This window comes from Pseudomonas sp. YQ_6 (genome assembly GCF_043103245.1).
In the GTDB taxonomy this organism is placed as follows: Bacteria; Pseudomonadota; Gammaproteobacteria; order Pseudomonadales; family Pseudomonadaceae; genus Aquipseudomonas; species Aquipseudomonas alloputida.
The window spans coordinates 344557-361180 of sequence record NZ_JBICJR010000068.1; the positions used below are offsets into that span (position 1 = coordinate 344557).

Genomic DNA, 16624 nt, shown 5'->3' on the forward strand with positions numbered 1-16624 from the left:
TGACCTACCTCGGCCGTGACGGCCGAGGTATGGCAGTTAGAGACGTTCGCAATGAGTGCCTGCAAGTCGATTACCTGCATGATGGGCACTTGCATCACATGCAGGGCGATCATGTCGATGACACACTAGGTCGTTTTTGCCGAGCCCCCAGCGCCAAGTGAACAGGTCAACACTTGCGGGCGCTCCTCGGGAACTACAACCGGAGCAGCAGGCATCCGGTATTGGTTCTCCCACTTCGCCACAACCAGAGGCGCCAGTGCGTTGCCCAAGACATTCAGCGCCGTGATCGGCATGTCCATCAAGCGATAGACTCCGGCGATGAACGCAATACCTTCCACCGGCAGACCTGCACTGGTCAGCGTAGCGGTCAAGATGACGAACATGGCACCCGGGACGCCGGCTGCGCCCTTGGAGGTCAGCACCATGATGATGATCAGCATCGCCTGGTCAGCCAAGCTCAGGGGAATTTCATAGAGCTGCGCGATGAACAGCGTGCCGATGCCCACGAACAGCGATGCGCCATCCAGATTGAAGGAATATCCCGTAGGGATAACCAACGTCGCAATCGAACGCGGCGCACCGTAGGCCTCGACCTTCTCAATCAGTTGGGGCATGACAGTCGCCGAGGCGGCGGTACTGAACGCCAGGATCAACTCATCCTTGATCGCCTTGATCAGGTCGAAGATGTTGATCCCTGCAACCTTCGCGATGCCGCCCAGCACGACCACGCCGAACAGAATGACCGCGACGTAGGTGACGGCAATCAGTTTTGCCAGAGGCAGCAACGCGGAAAGCCCGAAGTTGGCTACCGTCACGCCGATCAGGCCAAAGATCCCGATGGGCGAGTAGTGCATCACGATATGCGTCACCTTGAACATCGTCGCGGAAATGGCATTGACTACCGCGATCAACGGCATTTTCTTCTCTTTGTCCAGAGCACTTAGCCCAAAGCCGAACATGACCGAGAAGAACAGGACAGGCAGCAGCTTTCCTTGCGCCATTGCACCGACGATATTGTCCGGGATGATGTTGAGGATGACTTGACCAAACCCTGTGTTCTCCGAGGTAGACGGAAGCGAGAGCGTTTGGGTGTTTGCCAGGGTCGTCAAGTTGGCACCTACGCCTGGCTGCGCAAGATTGCCAACCAGCAGGCCACACACAATTGCGATGCTGGTCACGACAAAGAAGTAGAACAAGGCTTTCACCCCGACCCGCCCTATCGCCTTGCTATCACCATTGCCTGCGATCGCGCCGACCATGCACGCGAATACGAGGGGTACGACAATCATCTTCATCATCTTGATGAAAATGTCGCCAACGGGTTGTAAAAGGCTGCTGATTATCCAGGCTTTATACTCGGGAAAGAAATTGAGAAGTGCCCCCACTACAACCCCGAGCACAAGACCTGCAATAATTCTAGTCACCAGACTAGTCTTTGCCATACGTCCTCCAGTTATTATAATTTGGACTGTACATTGGCCGGCAAAAATGCCAAACACATCGTTGGAGCCTGTTATTTTTATTGAGTGGCCACTCACCGATACACGCCTCTTATCTCACGCAGACAAAGCGGGAGGCGCGTCCCAAACGTTCATGCCAATCAGGTGGCAAATACACCTTCGAAGTCCTTGAACCCTTTGATTTCGATCGGGTTGCCACTGGGGTCCAGGAAAAACATCGTTCGCTGCTCCCCCGGTTGGCCAGGGAATCGTACAACCGGCGGTATGTCGAACTGCACACCATGAAGCGCCAGGCGGTCTGCCATCGCGAACCAGTCATCCAGATGCAGCACCAAGCCGATATGCGGCATCAACACTTCATGGTCGCCGACTTTGCCGGTGCGGGTCGTTGGAAAAGGAACACCTTTGTGAAGCGAAATCTGGTGACCGAAGAAATCGTAATCCACATAAGTTTCACTTGTGCGGCCTTCTTTGCAGCCGAGAATGTTACCGTAGAAGTTACGAGATGCTTCGAGATCTGTAACATGGTATGAAACATGAAATAACGATTTCATAACTACCCTCTTTGGTTTCTGATAGAACTTTCGGGGAGGTTAGCGTAGCCTCGCGCAAGTGCTAAAGCGCATTTTTCCATCTCTCAGCGAAAGGAAATGTTTTGGACACTCGATTTCTCGAAAGCCTGATGGCGGTGATAGAGACTGGCTCGATTGCAGCGGCGGCTCGACGGGAAAACCTGACAGCACCTGCAGTCAGCCAGCGTATACAAGCACTCGAGAAATCGTTGGCGTGCGAACTCCTGAACCGAAGCGCACACGCTGTCGAACCTACCGAGAAATGCCTGTCGTTGTTGCCGAAAATTCGAGATCTGATCCAGGGGGCAGCAGAGCTGAAAGAGGATCTGGACACCAGTAGCCTGTCCGGGTACCTCAAGATCGGCGCAATTTCTACAGCGTTGACAGGCCTATTGCCGGAGGCCATGAATCAGCTATCAAGTATTGCCCCGCAACTGAGGCTACGCATCACGCCAGGGGACTCGCGCAGTCTTTACGAACAAGTAGCCTGCGGAGAGCTCGATGCGGGAATCATGGTATGTCCGCCCTTCACCGTCCCCAAAACCATTCGTGTACAGGTGCTTCGAGAAGAACCCCTGATGCTTTTGACCAAAGACCCGATTGACAAGCGCGACATCCGATCGACGATTCTTGGTCGAAACCTGATTCGATATGACTCAAACGCCTGGGGTGGGCAGATTGCACAGCAATACTTGAATGACAATAACCTGCAACCCGATGTCCTCTGCAATCTGGATGCGCTAGATGCAATCTACATCATGGTCGCAAAAGGTATGGGGGCCTCCGTCGTCCCGCTATGGGCGGGATTGAAAACTGACGACGTACAGGCAACGCCAGTGTCGGACGCTGACCGCTACATGCGCCAGGTAGTCCTGCTTTACAAGTCCAACCCCAGAAGGCCTAAAGCGGTGGAGGTTTTGAAGGAACAGCTTATGAATAACTGCAGCTTCCCATAGATCACTCGCGCTCTGCGTTGACTGCCTCAGCCATCATGCTTGAACTGACTCGGGGCCGGATCTCACCACGCCCATACTGGCAACAACAGGAGTGGCGGCCTACATCTCCGAGGGTGTCACCCATCTCTCGTTACCCCTGCGCATTTCAACCCGGCTGCAGCCGGCATGCCGCGCGATTGTTTGTACACGCGAGCAGGGGACTTGTGCTTTACGAACTCCGCGCTCTTGCTGCCGAACTCATCGGTGAGCACTGAGTCTCGGTGCGCCTGTACATGAAGCCGACATTGCTGCGATGGCCCTCCCCCGGCACTACCCGATTGAATATTCGTGCTTGAAAAATCCCCCCTGTTCAGATGCACCAGAAGATGTAGAATCCCTCGCCAACCTCTAAACCTGATCATTCAGTTGTCACGCCGAGTCCTGCAATGAAGCTGGCCCACCACACACGATCACAGGTCGCCTGGGTGCTGTATTTCAGCATTCTGTTCGGCTCGTTGCTGTGCGCCATGGGCCATGGGCAAATGGCCGGGTTGCGCCTAGCTGGCATGGATGATGCCGCCTGGTGCACGGCCGACAGCAGCGGCATGGTCCAAGGTGAGCAAGACTTCAGCGATCCGAGCCTGCCTGCCGGCGGTGACTGCGTGATCGCCAGCCTGTTCAGCGCCACACTGCTGGCCGTCTTTTTCGGCCTGCTGACCCTGCTCACCGGCGAGCCGGGCAGCCCCTTACCCAACCAACCTCCGCCACGCCTGCCCAAGCAGCGCTGGCCACTGGTCAATCCCCGCGCCTCTCCCGCTTCGCTTCTCGCGTTCTGACATCGCCATGTCCCCGTGCCGCCTGATCGGCAGCGGGCGTGTGCTCACCGATTTCAGCCAGGAAGCCTTGCATGTTCCGCATGACCACTTTGGCGCTGCTCGTTGGCAGCGCAACCTGTGCCTGGGCGCAGGATGACACCCTGACCCTGCCGGCCAGCAATGTCACGGCCGCAGCCAATCAACCCACGGAGGCAACCCGCCTTGACCTTGATCGCCCCATCGAAAGCGGCTCGCGGCTGAACCTGAGCGCCAGGGAGAACCCCGCTTCCGTCAGCGTTGCCGACCGCAAGACCATGGAGCGCATTGGCGCACGTAACTTCCAGGACGCCGCCAATGCACTGCCCGGGGTTAACGCCTCGGCTCCGCCCGGCTGGGGGGGATATGTGTCGTACCGAGGGTTCAACGGTGCTCAGATCAGCCAGTTGTTCAATGGCATCAATTTGCAGTATGGCGGCGCGGCGCGCCCGGTGGGCGCCTGGATCTACGACCGCGTCGAATTGCTCGGCGGGCCATCCTCCTTCCTCAACGGCAGCGGCGCTGTCGGTGGCAGCCTCAATTTCATCACCCGGCTGGCAAGCCGTGACGAAGACACCTTCGAAGGGCGCGTCAGTTATGCACGCTACGACACCATGGAAACGTCGGTCGCCTTCAACAAGGCGCTGAACACGGGCGACGGCCCACGCCACTATGCCCGCCTCGACTACAGCCGCACCAGCACCAACGGCTATATCGATCGCCAGGAGAATGGGGCCGGCAACCTGGCCTTCTCGCTGCTTAGCGACATCAACGACCAGCTCTCGCACACGCTGGCCATCGAGTACCTGGAAGAGCAAGAGGACAGCCCCTACTGGGGCTCACCGGTATTGCAGCCTCTGGTCGGCACTCTGCACATCGACAAGCACAACCGTTTCAACAACTACAACGTCGAAGACGGTCGCTACGAACAGCGCACCCGGTGGCTGCGCTCGATCACCGACTACCGCTTCGACGACAACACCCAACTGCGTAATACCTTCTACCACTACAACGGCCAGCGCGATTACCGCAATCTTGAGGTGTATCGCTACAACGCCGATAACAGCGCCACCGCTCGCTCGGGCGGCTATCGCCAGCGGCACGACCAGGAGGTCAACGGCAACAAGCTCGAGCTGACCCACCAGGGCCAGTTGTTCGGCCTGGCCAGCGACTGGGCGTTCGGCATGGACTACAGCACCAACCAGCAAACCAACTACCCACTATCCAAGGGGGCGTTCGACACGGTTGACCCGAACGGCTTCGAACCCGGGCACTTCCTCGATATCCCCGGCATGGACGCGCCCATGACCAAGGGCAGAACCACCACCACCGACACCACCTCGGCCTTCGTCGAGAACCGTACCCGCCTGACCGATCAACTGTCATTGATCACCGCGCTGCGCTACGACCATATCGACTTCGACGTGGTCGACCATGTGGCGCGAGCCAAGCTCGACCGACGCTGGGACGCCATCACCGGGCGCCTGGGCCTGGTCTATGACCTGACCTCCAACGTTAGCCTGTACACCCAATACAGCACCTCGGCCGAACCACCAGGCGGAACCCTGACCAGCGCCTCGATCAGCCAGGTCGGCGACTTCGACCTGAGCACCGGCCGTCAGGTCGAAATAGGCAGCAAGTTTGACTTCCTCGACGGCCGCGGCTCGGCCACGGCAGCGGCGTATCGCATCGTGCGCAAGGATATCTCCGTGCCCTCCTCGACCGTGCCCAACACCACCGAGCAGGCGGGCCAGCAGACCTCCACCGGCATCGAGCTGGCAGCCTCGTTCAAGGTGACGCCCAAGCTGCTGGCGGCTGGCAACTTCAGTTGGGTAAATGCCGAATACGATGAATTCAACGAGACCATCGGCGGCGTAGTGTACTCGCGCAAGGGCAAGAACCCGGTCAACATCCCCGACCGCGTGGCCAACCTCTGGTTGACCTACGACCTGGCGCCCGGCTGGCAGGTCGGGGCCGATGCCCGCTATGTCTCATCGGTGTACGCCAACACCGCCAATACCGCATGGGTACCGTCGTACACCGTCTACGGACTGTCCATGACCCACGACCTGGACAAGCACGTGCAAGTCAGCGCGCGGCTGCGCAACCTCACCGACGAGGTGTATGCCCGCTTCATCCACCAGACCAACACCCAGTACTACCTGGGTGAACCGCGCAGCCTGGAAGTCGCTGTGCAGTGGCGCTACTGATGAATCGCTGAAGATTGTCCCGGCGTACCGCGTGGACAGGATCGGCGGTGACTTCACCAACGAGATGACCGGCCAGGATTACGACATCAACGACTACGGCCTGATCAAACAGCCCAAGCTCAGCGTTGTCTATTCACCCTGGAAGGTCACCAGCTTTAATGCCAACTGGGATAGAACGTTCCAGGTGGGTACGGGCGCAGCCGCCTACAAAGTGCCACCGCGCAACGAAGACCTTTCTCCATCGATCAACGTAGGCTGGGAAACCGGTGTCACGTTCACGCCAGCCGGTTGGGTCGATGGCCGCGTCGCCTATTGGCGCCCGTGGGTCTGGCAACGCCCTCAGCTGCCTTGGCTTGCTCGACCGCTTGTTGGCCCTCGCGATCAATTGGCTTTCGAAGTGGCGGAAAACAGGCTATGTTCGTGACACGGAGCTTGCGAGGGGGAACCTAGCCTTCGGTCAAGAAAGGGATCCGCGCAACGACATGAAATGCGGAAAACGTCGCAGGTGCCGTAGCCGTGGTGATAACCAGTTCTGCACCGCCACCACCTACCGCAACGCTTTCTGAATCCAGCAATCAAACATGGCGAAGGGCATCACATGTGAACGCCAGGAGGCTTTTCCAGGGCGCCGTCAAAGTGCCGGTATCCGCTACCGGTCACGAGTGGCGGCACCAGCCATGACAAACCTTGATCCCCGCGATGAAATAGCGCACTCCGTACGGAGGGATCGGCTCGAACAGCTGTTTGTTCAGTCAGCGCCCGCTGTGCTTGGCAGCTTCCTGGCCGCCGTAATGCTGTGCTGGTTAGGCTGGGAGCGTTTCGACCAGCAAAGGGTCATGGTCTGGATGACGGTATTGGGCCTGTCGACCGGCGTGCGTAGCGCCATGTTCTTCGCCTATCTGCGAGCACCCGCCAACCAGCGCACGGCCGAACGCTGGGAGTGGCGTTACTGGGTCACGCTGATGCTGTCGGCGGCTATCTGGGGTTGGGGCGCCTTTGCCGTAATGCCCGCAGACGACGCGCTGGGGCAGACGCTGATCATGCTGTTTGCCGTCGGCATGTCTGTCAGCGCGGTGTCATGCTACTCCTCCTACCGCAACATGACCCTGGTGTCGATGGGCCTGGTCTTGCTGCCTTCTACGGGCTGGCTACTGCTGCAACCTTCCACGCTGCAACAAGGGATAGCCTTGGCGGTGCTGGTGTTCGCCTGGTTCGTGGTCAGCGCGACGCAAAGCCTGTCCTCGGCATTGACGACGGCCTGGCGCCTGAAACACGAAATGCAACGCGCGCATCGGCTGGCCATGGTGGCCTCGTGCACGGACGAACTGACCGGCCTGAACAACCGACGTGCTTTTTTCGACAACGCTTCGGCGCAGCACGTCCGGTGCCGGGATACGGGTACATTCATGGCCGTGTTGATGCTGGACGTCGACCATTTCAAACAGATCAACGACACGTTCGGGCATGCCGCAGGCGACCAAGTGCTGCAGCGCATCGGTGCAGCGATCAGTACCAGCCTGCGTGACAACGACATTGCCGGCAGGCTGGGCGGCGAGGAGTTCGCCATCCTGCTGCCCAATACGCCGCCAGACACGGCGATTGAGGTTGCCGAGCGCCTGCGGGCCCGGATAGCCAAACTGTGTGTGAATGAGCAACACCCGGTCACCGCAAGCATAGGTTTAGCGTTCGCCAAGGCCCCTGCCACTGAGCTCGGCGCCTTGCTCAGCAGTGCAGACAGCGCCATGTACCTTTCCAAGGTATCGGGCCGTAACCGGGTCACGGTCGCCGAACCGGAGCAGGAGGCATTGCGCAAGCAGCACTAGTCCATCCAAAGAATGGCTATGCAGGGTCCTGGGCCACGGCGTCACCCGGGGCTGGGCGCAGCGTGCGCACGGCATCGTCGAACAGGTGCAGGTTGGCATGGGCCTGCAGCCGTTGCGGCAAGCGTGCGTTGGCAATCGAACCCCGCAAGTCGTGCCAATGCTGAACAAACTGTTGCGGTTATTGAAGAAAGTCTACCGGGACTGACTCAGTCAGCCCAGCGTGGTGAAATCCGATCGACCTGTCGCGCCTCTTTGACGTCCCAAGAAAGCACCTTGGCAAATCAACCCAGAGGCGAGGTACTCATGAACGACCGCATCATCGCGCTTTTCACCGAAACCACCGTTTTCGGCATCTCCATTCTCAATCTGCTGGTGGCGCTGACAGTCGCCATCGTGATCTTCCTGGTCGCCCGTGCCACCATCAGTTTCCTGATGCGCCGGGTGCGGCGCTGGTCCGAACACGAGGGCCCCTTGAGCCAGATAATGGCCAAGGTGCTTTCCGGCACCAGTAACGTTCTGTTGTTGCTAGCCTCATTACTGGTAGGCCTGAGCATGCTCGACCTGCCCGAGCGCTGGCTGAGCAGGGTCAGCAGCCTGTGGTTCGTGGTCGCTGCCTTGCAGATTGGCCTGTGGGCCAACCGCGCCATAGGCATGGGCCTGAGCCGCTACTTTGCCCGCCACCGTACCGACGGCCTGAACCAGGGCAGTGCACTGGCAACCCTTTCGGCCTGGGGCGCGCGGGTCCTGTTGTGGTCAGTCGTAGTGCTGGCGATGCTGTCGAACCTGGGGGTGAACATCACCGCCTTCGTCGCCAGCCTGGGCGTGGGCGGCATCGCAGTGGCGCTGGCTGTGCAGAATATCCTTGGCGACCTGTTCGCTTCGTTGTCGATCGCCGTGGACAAGCCGTTCGAGATCGGTGACTTCATCGTCATCGGGCCCCTGGCGGGCACCGTTGAGCACGTCGGCCTCAAAACCACACGCATCCGCAGCCTCGGCGGCGAACAGATCGTCATGGCCAACGCCAGCATGATCAGCAGCACCATCCAGAATTACAAGCGCCTGCAAGAGCGTCGCATCGTGTTCGAGTTCGGACTTTCCTACGACACGCCCACCGAGGCCGTTAAGAAAGCGCCAGCCATCGTCGAAGACGCCATCAAGGCCCAGGAACAGGCGCGTTTCGATCGCGCTCACCTGCGCGGCTTCGGCAAAGAGGCACTGGAGTTCGAGTGTGTCTACATCGTCCAGGACCCAGGCTACAACCTTTACATGGACATTCAGCAGGCGATCAACTTCAGGCTGCTGGAGCGGTTCTCGCAAATCGGCGCCAAGTTCGCCGTGCCGGTGCGCGCGATCAAGGTCACGGCATTGCCAGAGGCCTCCGGCCTGCATGGCCAGGCTCGCGAAGGCCTGAGCATCAGAGGTGCTTGATGCTGGCACCTGCCCGGTTCGTCAGATAGGTGCGCCGCAGGGCGTGCACATGCGCACGCCCTGCCCGCGCTGAAACGCTATTTCAGCGCCGCGATGAAGCTGTCTTTCAGCACCTCGAGAAGGAAGTCCGCATTGGACTGGCTGAAAATCATCGAAGGCCGCATTTTCAGCACGTTGTCATGCGGGCCTTCGGTGCCGATCAACACGCCGCGCTCCCGGGCACCATCAGCCACTTTTCTGGCAAGGGCCGTGGCTGGCGCCTTTGACTTGCGGTCAGTGACCAGCACGATGCCGAGGAACAGGCCCAACCCGCGCACATCGCCAATCACATCGAATTGCTGCTGAAGCTCGCGCAAGCCCTCGAGCAGGTAATGGCCGACACTCAAGGCGTTTTCTTTCAACTGGTCGCGCTCGATTGCATTGAGTACCGCCAGGCCTACCGCGCAGGACACCGGGTTACCGGCGAAGGTATTGAAATACTCCATGCCGTTGTTGAAAGCATCGGCAACCTCGCGCGTGGTCACTACCGCCGACATCGGGTGGCCGTTACCAATGGGTTTGCCCATGCTGACGGCATCCGGGACCACGCCCTGGGTCTCGAATGCCCACCAGTGGCTGCCGACCCGGCCAAACCCGACCTGAACCTCATCGGCCAGGCACAGCCCACCTTCGGCTCGCACCATGGCGTACACCTCCTCGAGGTAGTGTTCGGGCAAAAACACCTGCCCCGCCACGCTCGGGATCGACTCGGCAATGAAAAACCCCGGGCGCTTGCCTGCCTTGCGCATGGCATCCAACTGCTCTGCCACCGACTCGGCAAAGCGCTTGCCGTGCGCTTCCACCGGCCATTGCTCGGGGGCGTAGTAGCTGTCCGGGACCACGGCCTCGTAAACATGCGCCGCCCTGCCCTTGCCCGCCTTGCGCTTGTACTTGTAAGGGCTCAGATCGATCAGTTCCTGAGTGGTGCCGTGGTAGGCCCAGTCCAGCACGATCGCCTGATCACTGCCTGTGAAGTTGCGCGCCATACGCAGCATCAGGCTGTTGGCCTCACTCCCCGAGCAGCCAAAGGATGCTACGCAAAGGCCCTCGGGCAAAGTGCCGGTCAGGCGCTCGGCGTACTCGACAATGTTGTCGTGCAGGTAGCGGGTATTGGTGTTGAGCAGCGCAGCCTGGCGGGTCAAGGCTTCGACCACGTCGGGATGACTATGGCCCAAGTGGCACACGTTGTTGAAACAGTCCAGGTAAGCCCGCCCGAAGTTGTCGATCAGCCATACGCCATCACCGCGCACGAACTTGATCGGATCGGTGTACGAAATGGACAGGTTGGGTAGCAGCAGTTCCTTGCGCCTGGCAATGATCTGGGCCTTGGGCATGCCCTGCTGGCTGTAGGTCTCTGGCGGGATACCGGCCAGGGCCGAGGCATTGGGGAACAGGTCGGCCCACGCTTCGCGGTACGCTGGCTCACCCACGCCAATGACCTCGCACGTGCGCAACTGGGTATCGGTGACCACCTGCAGATGCAGGTGGGGAATCCAGCCGCCGTTCTCGTGATCGCCGCCCATGTAACCGACCAGGTCGCCGGCTTCAAGCTTGTCACCGGCCTTCAAACGGCTGAGCGCCTCGTGGGCCATGTGCCCCCACAGCGTCAGAAATGGCGGGCAACCGGGCGGGGTATGCTCGAGCATCACCAGGCCGCCATAACCCAGCGGGCCTGGCTCAACCTCGACGCTTCTGACGGTGCCGGCAATCGGTGCGTACAACGGCGTACCCGCTGGCATCAGCAAATCTACCCCCACATGCAGGGTCCGGTGCTGCCCCTTGATAAAGCGAGACTCAAAGGCGCTGTCGGTATAGACGGCACGTACCTCGCCCCATGGCCCGATGCCCAGCGGGGCCTTGTGCGTGGCAGAGAATTCATTCCACCACCGCGTCGCGTCTGCCGGGCGCTGCTGGGCCGAGGCAATGGTCATCTCATGTCTGGCATCGCCAAACGGCGCGATAACCTTGTCGAGAATGGCGGCTGACGGGCGCACCAGGTCGGCAAACGACTTGTGGTTGTCGGCAATCCAGCGGCGGACTTCCCCCGCACCTTCGATGGCATCGAAACCACAGGCCTTGCGCAAAATGCCGGTGGCCAACCGTGGGTTGATCGAATCGAGCTGTTCCAGTAGACGCCAGGCAGGCGCTTCACTGATCGCCAGGTAGGGGTTGTCGTCTGTCTGATCCTGCCGGGAAGCGGAGAACGTCACGCTGATAACCAAGCGCATGGCTATCAGGTTGAACAGCACATCAAGCTCTTGCGCTTGCAACGGGTACTTCTCATGGAAGCCGGCCACCAGCGCAGCAGCAGCGCCAATCGGATCGTCCATGTCGAGAATGGCGTACGCGCTGGCGATCGCGACCTCGGCAATCAGAACGGTGTGCACGGCATCGCCAAAATCGATGAAGCCAGTCACGTTACCGGCCGTTTCGGCATCGACCAGGATGTTCCAGTCGTTGGCATCGTTGTGGATCACCTGGGCCCGAAGGGAAGCCAGCTTAGGCTGTACAGTCTGTTCGAACCGGGCGATGAAGCGTTCGGCAACAGCCCGGCGATCAGGGTCCTTTATGCAGTGCAGCCGCGAACGGGAGCGCGCAGCATGGCGTAAGTCCCAGTCCAGGTCGCGGACTGCGCCCGGGTGCATGAAGCCCTGCAGGGCACGGTCAAGTTCACCGAGTGCCTGGCCGAAGTTTCTCATCAACGCCAGGGAGCGTCTGGCCTTGGCAAGTGGCGTGCCGGCCAGCCAGCTGACCAGGCGCAAAGCGTGCTTTTCACCGGTGCTGCTGGCCACAGACGGCAGGTAGTCGCCCGTCACGCTGGCCCGCAGGTGTGGTACGCCCAAATGCGCGCCATGCACAGCCAGGTGATCGAGTAGCGCGGTTTGAAACTCGCTTTCTACCCTAGGCTCGCTGGCATTGACGATTTTCAGTATCCAGCCTGCATCTACGCCAGTCTCCAGGCGGTAATTGCGATCACGCTCCCCATCCAGGGGCGTTGCAGTGCCGGTGACATCGAAGAAATCTTTTGCAAGGCTCTCTGCATCGCTAGCCGAAAACCGAGGTGCCGGGTGGGAAAGGTCTGTCATATCATCAGGTTCCGAGCGCGCTGATTGTTTTTCAATAGCTTGTCATGCGCCGCCGAAACGGACACCCTGCATACGGTCGGGCGCAACAGGCATTATGCCGGTTCCGACCGGCATAATGACGGCAAGCTTATCAAGGGGCTGCAATGCGTGACCTGGACGCTAAAGATCGTGAAATTCTTGAGGTACTTTCGAAGGACGCGCGCATTGCGCTCAAGGCGTTAGCCGGCCGCATAGGCCTTTCCCGAAGTGCCACCACCGAGCGTGTCGCCAACCTTGAACGCAGCGGGGTCATTCGCGGTTATCGCGCTGACATCGGCGAAATAGACGCCAACGTGATACGCGCGATCTTGCTGGTGACGTTGCATCGCACGCCTGCCATGAAGCTGCTCGACCAGTTGGCAACGGACGCGCGCGTACGGCGGGTTTCGTCGGTGAGCGGTCAGCTCGACCTGGTGGTTGAAGTGGAGACCCGAACGATCGACGACCTCAACCAGGTACGCGACAACGTGGCATGTCACGAATCAGTGGATGACATTACCACGTCGGTAGTCCTGCGCCGTGATATCGACCGCCAAGGCGCCTGATGCCTGCAGAGGCAGTAGATAGGCCATACTCACCCTAGCCTCACAGGTGTCGAAGCACGCCCTGAATCTCGCGAACGACCTGCCGCGTTGCCTCGTCGACGGTCCCTTCATTGCGGCACAGCACCCAGCCTTGCTCTGCAACCGCACGCTCGAACGCCTCGGTACAGGCAACCTGTTCGTCCAGGTTATGGATCACCGTACTGCCCAGCCCACGCGTGCGCGCCGCGGCCCTCGCCCATGAAGTTTCAGGCTTCGTGACAACGCCGACATGCAAATCGGGCACTTGCACGTTTCGTTCGAGGTTCAGGCGCAGGATCTTGTCAAACGGCACTGTACGGCGAAACGCAGCGTCAGAGGGGTACCAGCGATCAATCAGGATGATGCTGTCAGCGGGCTGCCTGGGCAGTACATGTCGGGAAATCCAGGCTCGGCTTTCAGCGAAGCGCTCGCAAACCTTGAACTCAAGGTCCTGGCAAGGGCTTCTGGAAAGATGGTTGACCAGGGCCATGGTCTCGCCCCGGTGAGGATCATTCTTTCTTTCGCAAAGGCGGATCACCTTTATCCCGTCCAGCCGTAACGCTTGAGTGACGGCCTCCAGCAGCGTGGTCTTGCCGGTACCCTTGGGCCCATCGAAGGAAATAAACAGCGGGCGGTTCATCTTGCAATACCAGTTGGCTCAAGCGCGGGATAAGACCATTGATCGCAGCTGCCTTCAAGCGATTCTCGACGGGAGCACATCCGTACTCCAATGCGGTAACCAAAGCATTGCCTTGGGAATGGACCGGCATTGCCCGACCCGCCATCCCCAAGGCGTTCAATGCCTGCTAGGCTGACGGACGATGGCGGACCTGCTGCCCGCCTCCCCTTACCCACAGGCACGGGCCAATGACCTACAACCCCCACGTTAACCTGACCAACTGCGACCGGGAGCCCATCCAGATTCCCGGGAGCATCCAGCCCCATGGCTGCCTGCTGGCCTGTGATGCCTCGGCGACCGTGGTGCTGCGCCATTCGGTCAACGCCCCACAGATGCTGGGTGTAGCAAGCGATATCAATGGTCAGAAACTGCACGCGGTGCTGGGTGACGAGGTAACGCATACGCTTCGCAACGCACTTGCCCGTACCCGGGACGCCTCGCGTCCCGCGCTCAGTTTCGGCGTGACGCTGCCCAACGGCGAGGCCGTCGACATCGCCGCCCACTTGTACAAAGGCACGGCAATCCTCGAATTCGAACCCGCCGGGGCGAGCATCGCCGAACCGATTGAACTGGCGCGCACGCTGATTGCCCAACTGCGCGAAATCGACCAGACCAGCAAGCTGTTCCGCGACGCCGCCCGTTTTGTCCGGGCGGTGCTCGGTTACGACCGGGTGATGATCTACCAGCTGGGAGCCGACGGTGCCGGCAAGGTGGTTGCCGAGTCCAAGCGTGGCGACCTCGAAAGCTTCTTGGGCCAGTACTTCCCTGCCTCCGATATCCCCCAGCAGGCCCGCGCGCTCTACCTTCGCAACCCGATCCGGGTAATCTCCGACGCCCAATTCAATACGGTCGCCATCAACCCGGTGCTCGACCCATCGGGCGAACCGCTCGACCTGTCCTACGCGCACCTGCGCAGCGTCTCGCCGATCCATTGCGAATACCTGTGCAACATGGGCGTGGGCGCCTCGATGTCGATTTCCATCATCGTCAACGGCGAGCTGTGGGGAATGATTGCCTGCCATCACTACGCACCGCGCACGCTGGCCATGGGGCAACGTGTGGCCGCCGAGATGTTCGGTGAGTTCTTCTCCCTGCATATCGAGACCCTGCGTAGCCGGCAAAAACTCGAAGCCGCCGTGCGCATCCACAAAGCGCTGGACAGCCTGCTGCGCGACGCCAACCAGGCGGCGGACATTGATGGGTTCTTCCACGCACGCCTGCCCCGGTTGATGTCGCTGATTCCCTGCGACGGCATCGGCATGTCGCTGCTAGGCCGCTGGTCGTGCGCAGGGCTGGCGCCGCCCCAAACGGCCGTGCCTGATCTGCTGCGTCTGGCAGACATGGTCAGCGAAGGCCGAATCTGGGCGTCCAATCGCCTGTCGACAGTGCTCCCGTCGGCCCAGGCGTATTTTAATGATGTGTCGGGTATGCTGATTGTCCCGATGTCGCAACACCCCAGGGATTACTTGATCTTCTTCCGCAAGGAGGTGGTCGAGACACTCGACTGGGCCGGTGACCCGAACAAGACCTATGACAGCGGCGCGTTGGGCGACCGCCTGACGCCACGCAAAAGCTTCGCCATCTGGAAAGAAACCGTTCACCAGCAGTCGCTACCCTGGACCGAGCAGGACCGCCAGTTTGGCGATGCCATCCGTACCGCTATCGTCGAGGTGGTGCTGCACAACAGCGAGCTGCTCGCCAGTGAACGCGCCAAAGCTGAGGTGCGCCAGCGCATGCTCAACGAAGAGCTCAACCACAGGGTCAAGAACATCCTGTCGCTGATTGGTGCACTGGTTGCCCATCCGACCCCGGAAAGCCAGACCCTGCAGGACTATGTGGCAACGCTCCAAGGGCGTATCCAGGCCTTGTCGCTGGCCCATGACCAAGTGGTGCGCGGTGACGGTGGCGGGCGCCTGGCGAAACTGCTGGAGGCCGAGCTTTCCCCCTATCGCACGGCTGCCGGCATGATCGAGTTGCTGGGCCCGAACGTCATCCTCGATGCGCGCGCTTACTCGGTCATGGCCCTGGTGCTGCACGAGCTGGCCACCAACGCGGCCAAGTACGGTGCGTTATCGCGGGCCGGCGGCAAGCTTTCGGTGAGCTGGGCAATCGACGCCACCAACGCTTGTGCCATCAGTTGGCGGGAAAGTGATGGGCCAACGGTACGCCCACCCAGCCGCAGCGGCTTCGGCACGGTGCTGATCGACCGCAGCATCCCGTTCGACCTGGGTGGCACCAGCGCAGTGGAATATCACCCCGAAGGCCTGCAAGGCTTTTTCAGAATCCCGGCCAAGCACCTTTCCGTAGCCGAAGCGGCAGAAACCGCTCTCCCGGCCACGCCTCTGGCCCGTGCAAACGGTGCGTTTGCAGCGCGCTCGGGCTTGTGTGTACTGATACTCGAGGATCAACTGGTGATTGCAGTCGGCCTGGAGCAAATTCTCAACGATGCACAAATCAAGGACGTGATCACCGCCAGCTCCGAGGACGAAGCCATGCAACTGCTTGGCAGCCACAAGCCGGATGCGGCAATACTGGATGTCAACCTGGGCACCGGAACATCCATTTCCGTAGCGGATGAGCTGGTTCGCCGGCAGGTCCCGTTCCTCTTTGCCACCGGCTATGGCGACGGCATCAGCATTCCCGAGCACTTGCAGCATGTACCCGTCACCCGCAAGCCATATGATGCCAATTCCATTCTGGCCAGCCTGCAAGGTCTGCTTGAGCTGGGGTGAATGGGAAACAGCAGCAGTCTTGTATTACGAAAAGGCCCGTAAAGCCGACACATAACTGTCAGCTATACGGGCCTCTTCGCAGCACCAGGCCGCGCCGGCAAAAGGACGGCGTCGGCCTGTCAGGGCTTACACCGCCAGGGCGCGCTCACGCAGCTCGCTGTTGAGGATGCGGTCGTTCTCGCTGTAATCGACCGGGCAGTCGATCAC

The 16624-nt window shown here is 60.2% G+C and carries 13 protein-coding genes and 1 pseudogene; 8 read left to right on the top strand and 6 right to left on the bottom strand.

From position 1 onward, the window contains the following. Positions 1–125 precede the first annotated feature (125 nt). Entirely contained in the window at positions 126–1442 is a 1317-nt protein-coding gene (locus ACF8FG_RS24600) for a cation:dicarboxylate symporter family transporter (protein ID WP_041166963.1), read from the bottom strand. Positions 1443–1600: 158 nt separating this feature from the next. Further along, positions 1601–2014, bottom strand: coding sequence for a VOC family protein (locus ACF8FG_RS24605; protein WP_010954206.1), 414 nt, complete (start codon positions 2012–2014; stop codon positions 1601–1603). Positions 2015–2115: 101 nt separating this feature from the next. Here ACF8FG_RS24605 and ACF8FG_RS24610 point away from each other — a divergent pair, with 101 nt between their 5' ends. The 5 genes and pseudogenes from ACF8FG_RS24610 (at position 2116) to ACF8FG_RS24630 (ending at position 7851) form a co-directional block, all read left to right on the top strand. After that, positions 2116–2988 carry a LysR family transcriptional regulator gene (locus tag ACF8FG_RS24610; RefSeq protein WP_014590880.1) on the top strand — a complete coding sequence of 291 codons (873 nt, stop codon included), beginning with the start codon at positions 2116–2118 and terminating at the stop codon, positions 2986–2988. A gap of 425 nt (positions 2989–3413) precedes the next feature. Then, on the top strand, positions 3414–3803 hold the full coding sequence (locus ACF8FG_RS24615) for a DUF2946 family protein (protein ID WP_019438192.1): 390 nt from the start codon (positions 3414–3416) through the stop codon (positions 3801–3803). A gap of 71 nt (positions 3804–3874) precedes the next feature. Beyond that, positions 3875–6028, top strand: a complete 2154-nt coding sequence (locus ACF8FG_RS24620; RefSeq protein ID WP_014590878.1) for a TonB-dependent siderophore receptor — start codon at positions 3875–3877, stop codon at positions 6026–6028. A 1-nt stretch (position 6029) separates the two neighbouring features. Beyond that, positions 6030–6347 (top strand): annotated as a pseudogene (locus ACF8FG_RS24625) (TonB-dependent receptor domain-containing protein); the annotation flags it as partial. A gap of 445 nt (positions 6348–6792) precedes the next feature. Continuing rightward, on the top strand, positions 6793–7851 hold the full coding sequence (locus ACF8FG_RS24630) for a diguanylate cyclase (RefSeq protein WP_041166962.1): 1059 nt from the start codon (positions 6793–6795) through the stop codon (positions 7849–7851). A 16-nt stretch (positions 7852–7867) separates the two neighbouring features. On the opposite strand, the gene ACF8FG_RS24635 is transcribed toward ACF8FG_RS24630, so the two are convergent. Then, positions 7868–7999, bottom strand: a complete 132-nt coding sequence (locus ACF8FG_RS24635) for a hypothetical protein (RefSeq protein ID WP_256559582.1) — start codon at positions 7997–7999, stop codon at positions 7868–7870. Between the two features lie 155 nt (positions 8000–8154). On the opposite strand from ACF8FG_RS24635, the gene ACF8FG_RS24640 reads away from it, so the two are divergent. Further along, on the top strand, positions 8155–9279 hold the full coding sequence (locus tag ACF8FG_RS24640; RefSeq protein WP_076403103.1) for a mechanosensitive ion channel family protein: 1125 nt from the start codon (positions 8155–8157) through the stop codon (positions 9277–9279). A gap of 77 nt (positions 9280–9356) precedes the next feature. On the opposite strand, the gene ACF8FG_RS24645 is transcribed toward ACF8FG_RS24640, so the two are convergent. Next, a complete protein-coding gene (locus ACF8FG_RS24645; RefSeq protein WP_392519319.1) occupies positions 9357–12404 on the bottom strand; it encodes an aminotransferase class III-fold pyridoxal phosphate-dependent enzyme in 3048 nt (1015 codons plus the stop codon). Positions 12405–12547: 143 nt separating this feature from the next. On the opposite strand from ACF8FG_RS24645, the gene ACF8FG_RS24650 reads away from it, so the two are divergent. Beyond that, entirely contained in the window at positions 12548–12988 is a 441-nt protein-coding gene (locus ACF8FG_RS24650; protein ID WP_318082080.1) for an Lrp/AsnC family transcriptional regulator, read from the top strand. A 40-nt stretch (positions 12989–13028) separates the two neighbouring features. Here the strand turns inward: ACF8FG_RS24650 and ACF8FG_RS24655 are convergent, their stop codons facing one another. Beyond that, a complete protein-coding gene (locus tag ACF8FG_RS24655; protein WP_014590872.1) occupies positions 13029–13646 on the bottom strand; it encodes a dTMP kinase in 618 nt (205 codons plus the stop codon). A gap of 227 nt (positions 13647–13873) precedes the next feature. Here ACF8FG_RS24655 and ACF8FG_RS24660 point away from each other — a divergent pair, with 227 nt between their 5' ends. Beyond that, positions 13874–16417 carry an HWE histidine kinase domain-containing protein gene (locus ACF8FG_RS24660; RefSeq protein WP_318082082.1) on the top strand — a complete coding sequence of 848 codons (2544 nt, stop codon included), beginning with the start codon at positions 13874–13876 and terminating at the stop codon, positions 16415–16417. 126 nt (positions 16418–16543) lie between these two features. Here ACF8FG_RS24660 and ACF8FG_RS24665 read toward each other — a convergent pair. Next, a partial coding sequence (locus ACF8FG_RS24665) for a hypothetical protein (protein ID WP_370593837.1) occupies positions 16544–16624 on the bottom strand: 81 nt, incomplete at its 5' end.

Excerpts from the sequence above, each read along its gene's own strand:
- ACF8FG_RS24600 (WP_041166963.1), bottom strand. The coding sequence starts at position 1,442 with ATGGCAAAGACTAGTCTGGTGACTAGAATTATTGCAGGTCTTGTGCTC.
- ACF8FG_RS24615 (WP_019438192.1), top strand. The coding sequence starts at position 3,414 with ATGAAGCTGGCCCACCACACACGATCACAGGTCGCCTGGGTGCTGTAT.
- ACF8FG_RS24650 (WP_318082080.1), top strand. The coding sequence starts at position 12,548 with ATGCGTGACCTGGACGCTAAAGATCGTGAAATTCTTGAGGTACTTTCG.
- ACF8FG_RS24620 (WP_014590878.1), top strand. The coding sequence starts at position 3,875 with ATGTTCCGCATGACCACTTTGGCGCTGCTCGTTGGCAGCGCAACCTGT.
- ACF8FG_RS24660 (WP_318082082.1), top strand. The coding sequence starts at position 13,874 with ATGACCTACAACCCCCACGTTAACCTGACCAACTGCGACCGGGAGCCC.
- ACF8FG_RS24645 (WP_392519319.1), bottom strand. The coding sequence starts at position 12,404 with ATGACAGACCTTTCCCACCCGGCACCTCGGTTTTCGGCTAGCGATGCA.
- ACF8FG_RS24605 (WP_010954206.1), bottom strand. The coding sequence starts at position 2,014 with ATGAAATCGTTATTTCATGTTTCATACCATGTTACAGATCTCGAAGCA.
- ACF8FG_RS24640 (WP_076403103.1), top strand. The coding sequence starts at position 8,155 with ATGAACGACCGCATCATCGCGCTTTTCACCGAAACCACCGTTTTCGGC.
- ACF8FG_RS24655 (WP_014590872.1), bottom strand. The coding sequence starts at position 13,646 with ATGAACCGCCCGCTGTTTATTTCCTTCGATGGGCCCAAGGGTACCGGC.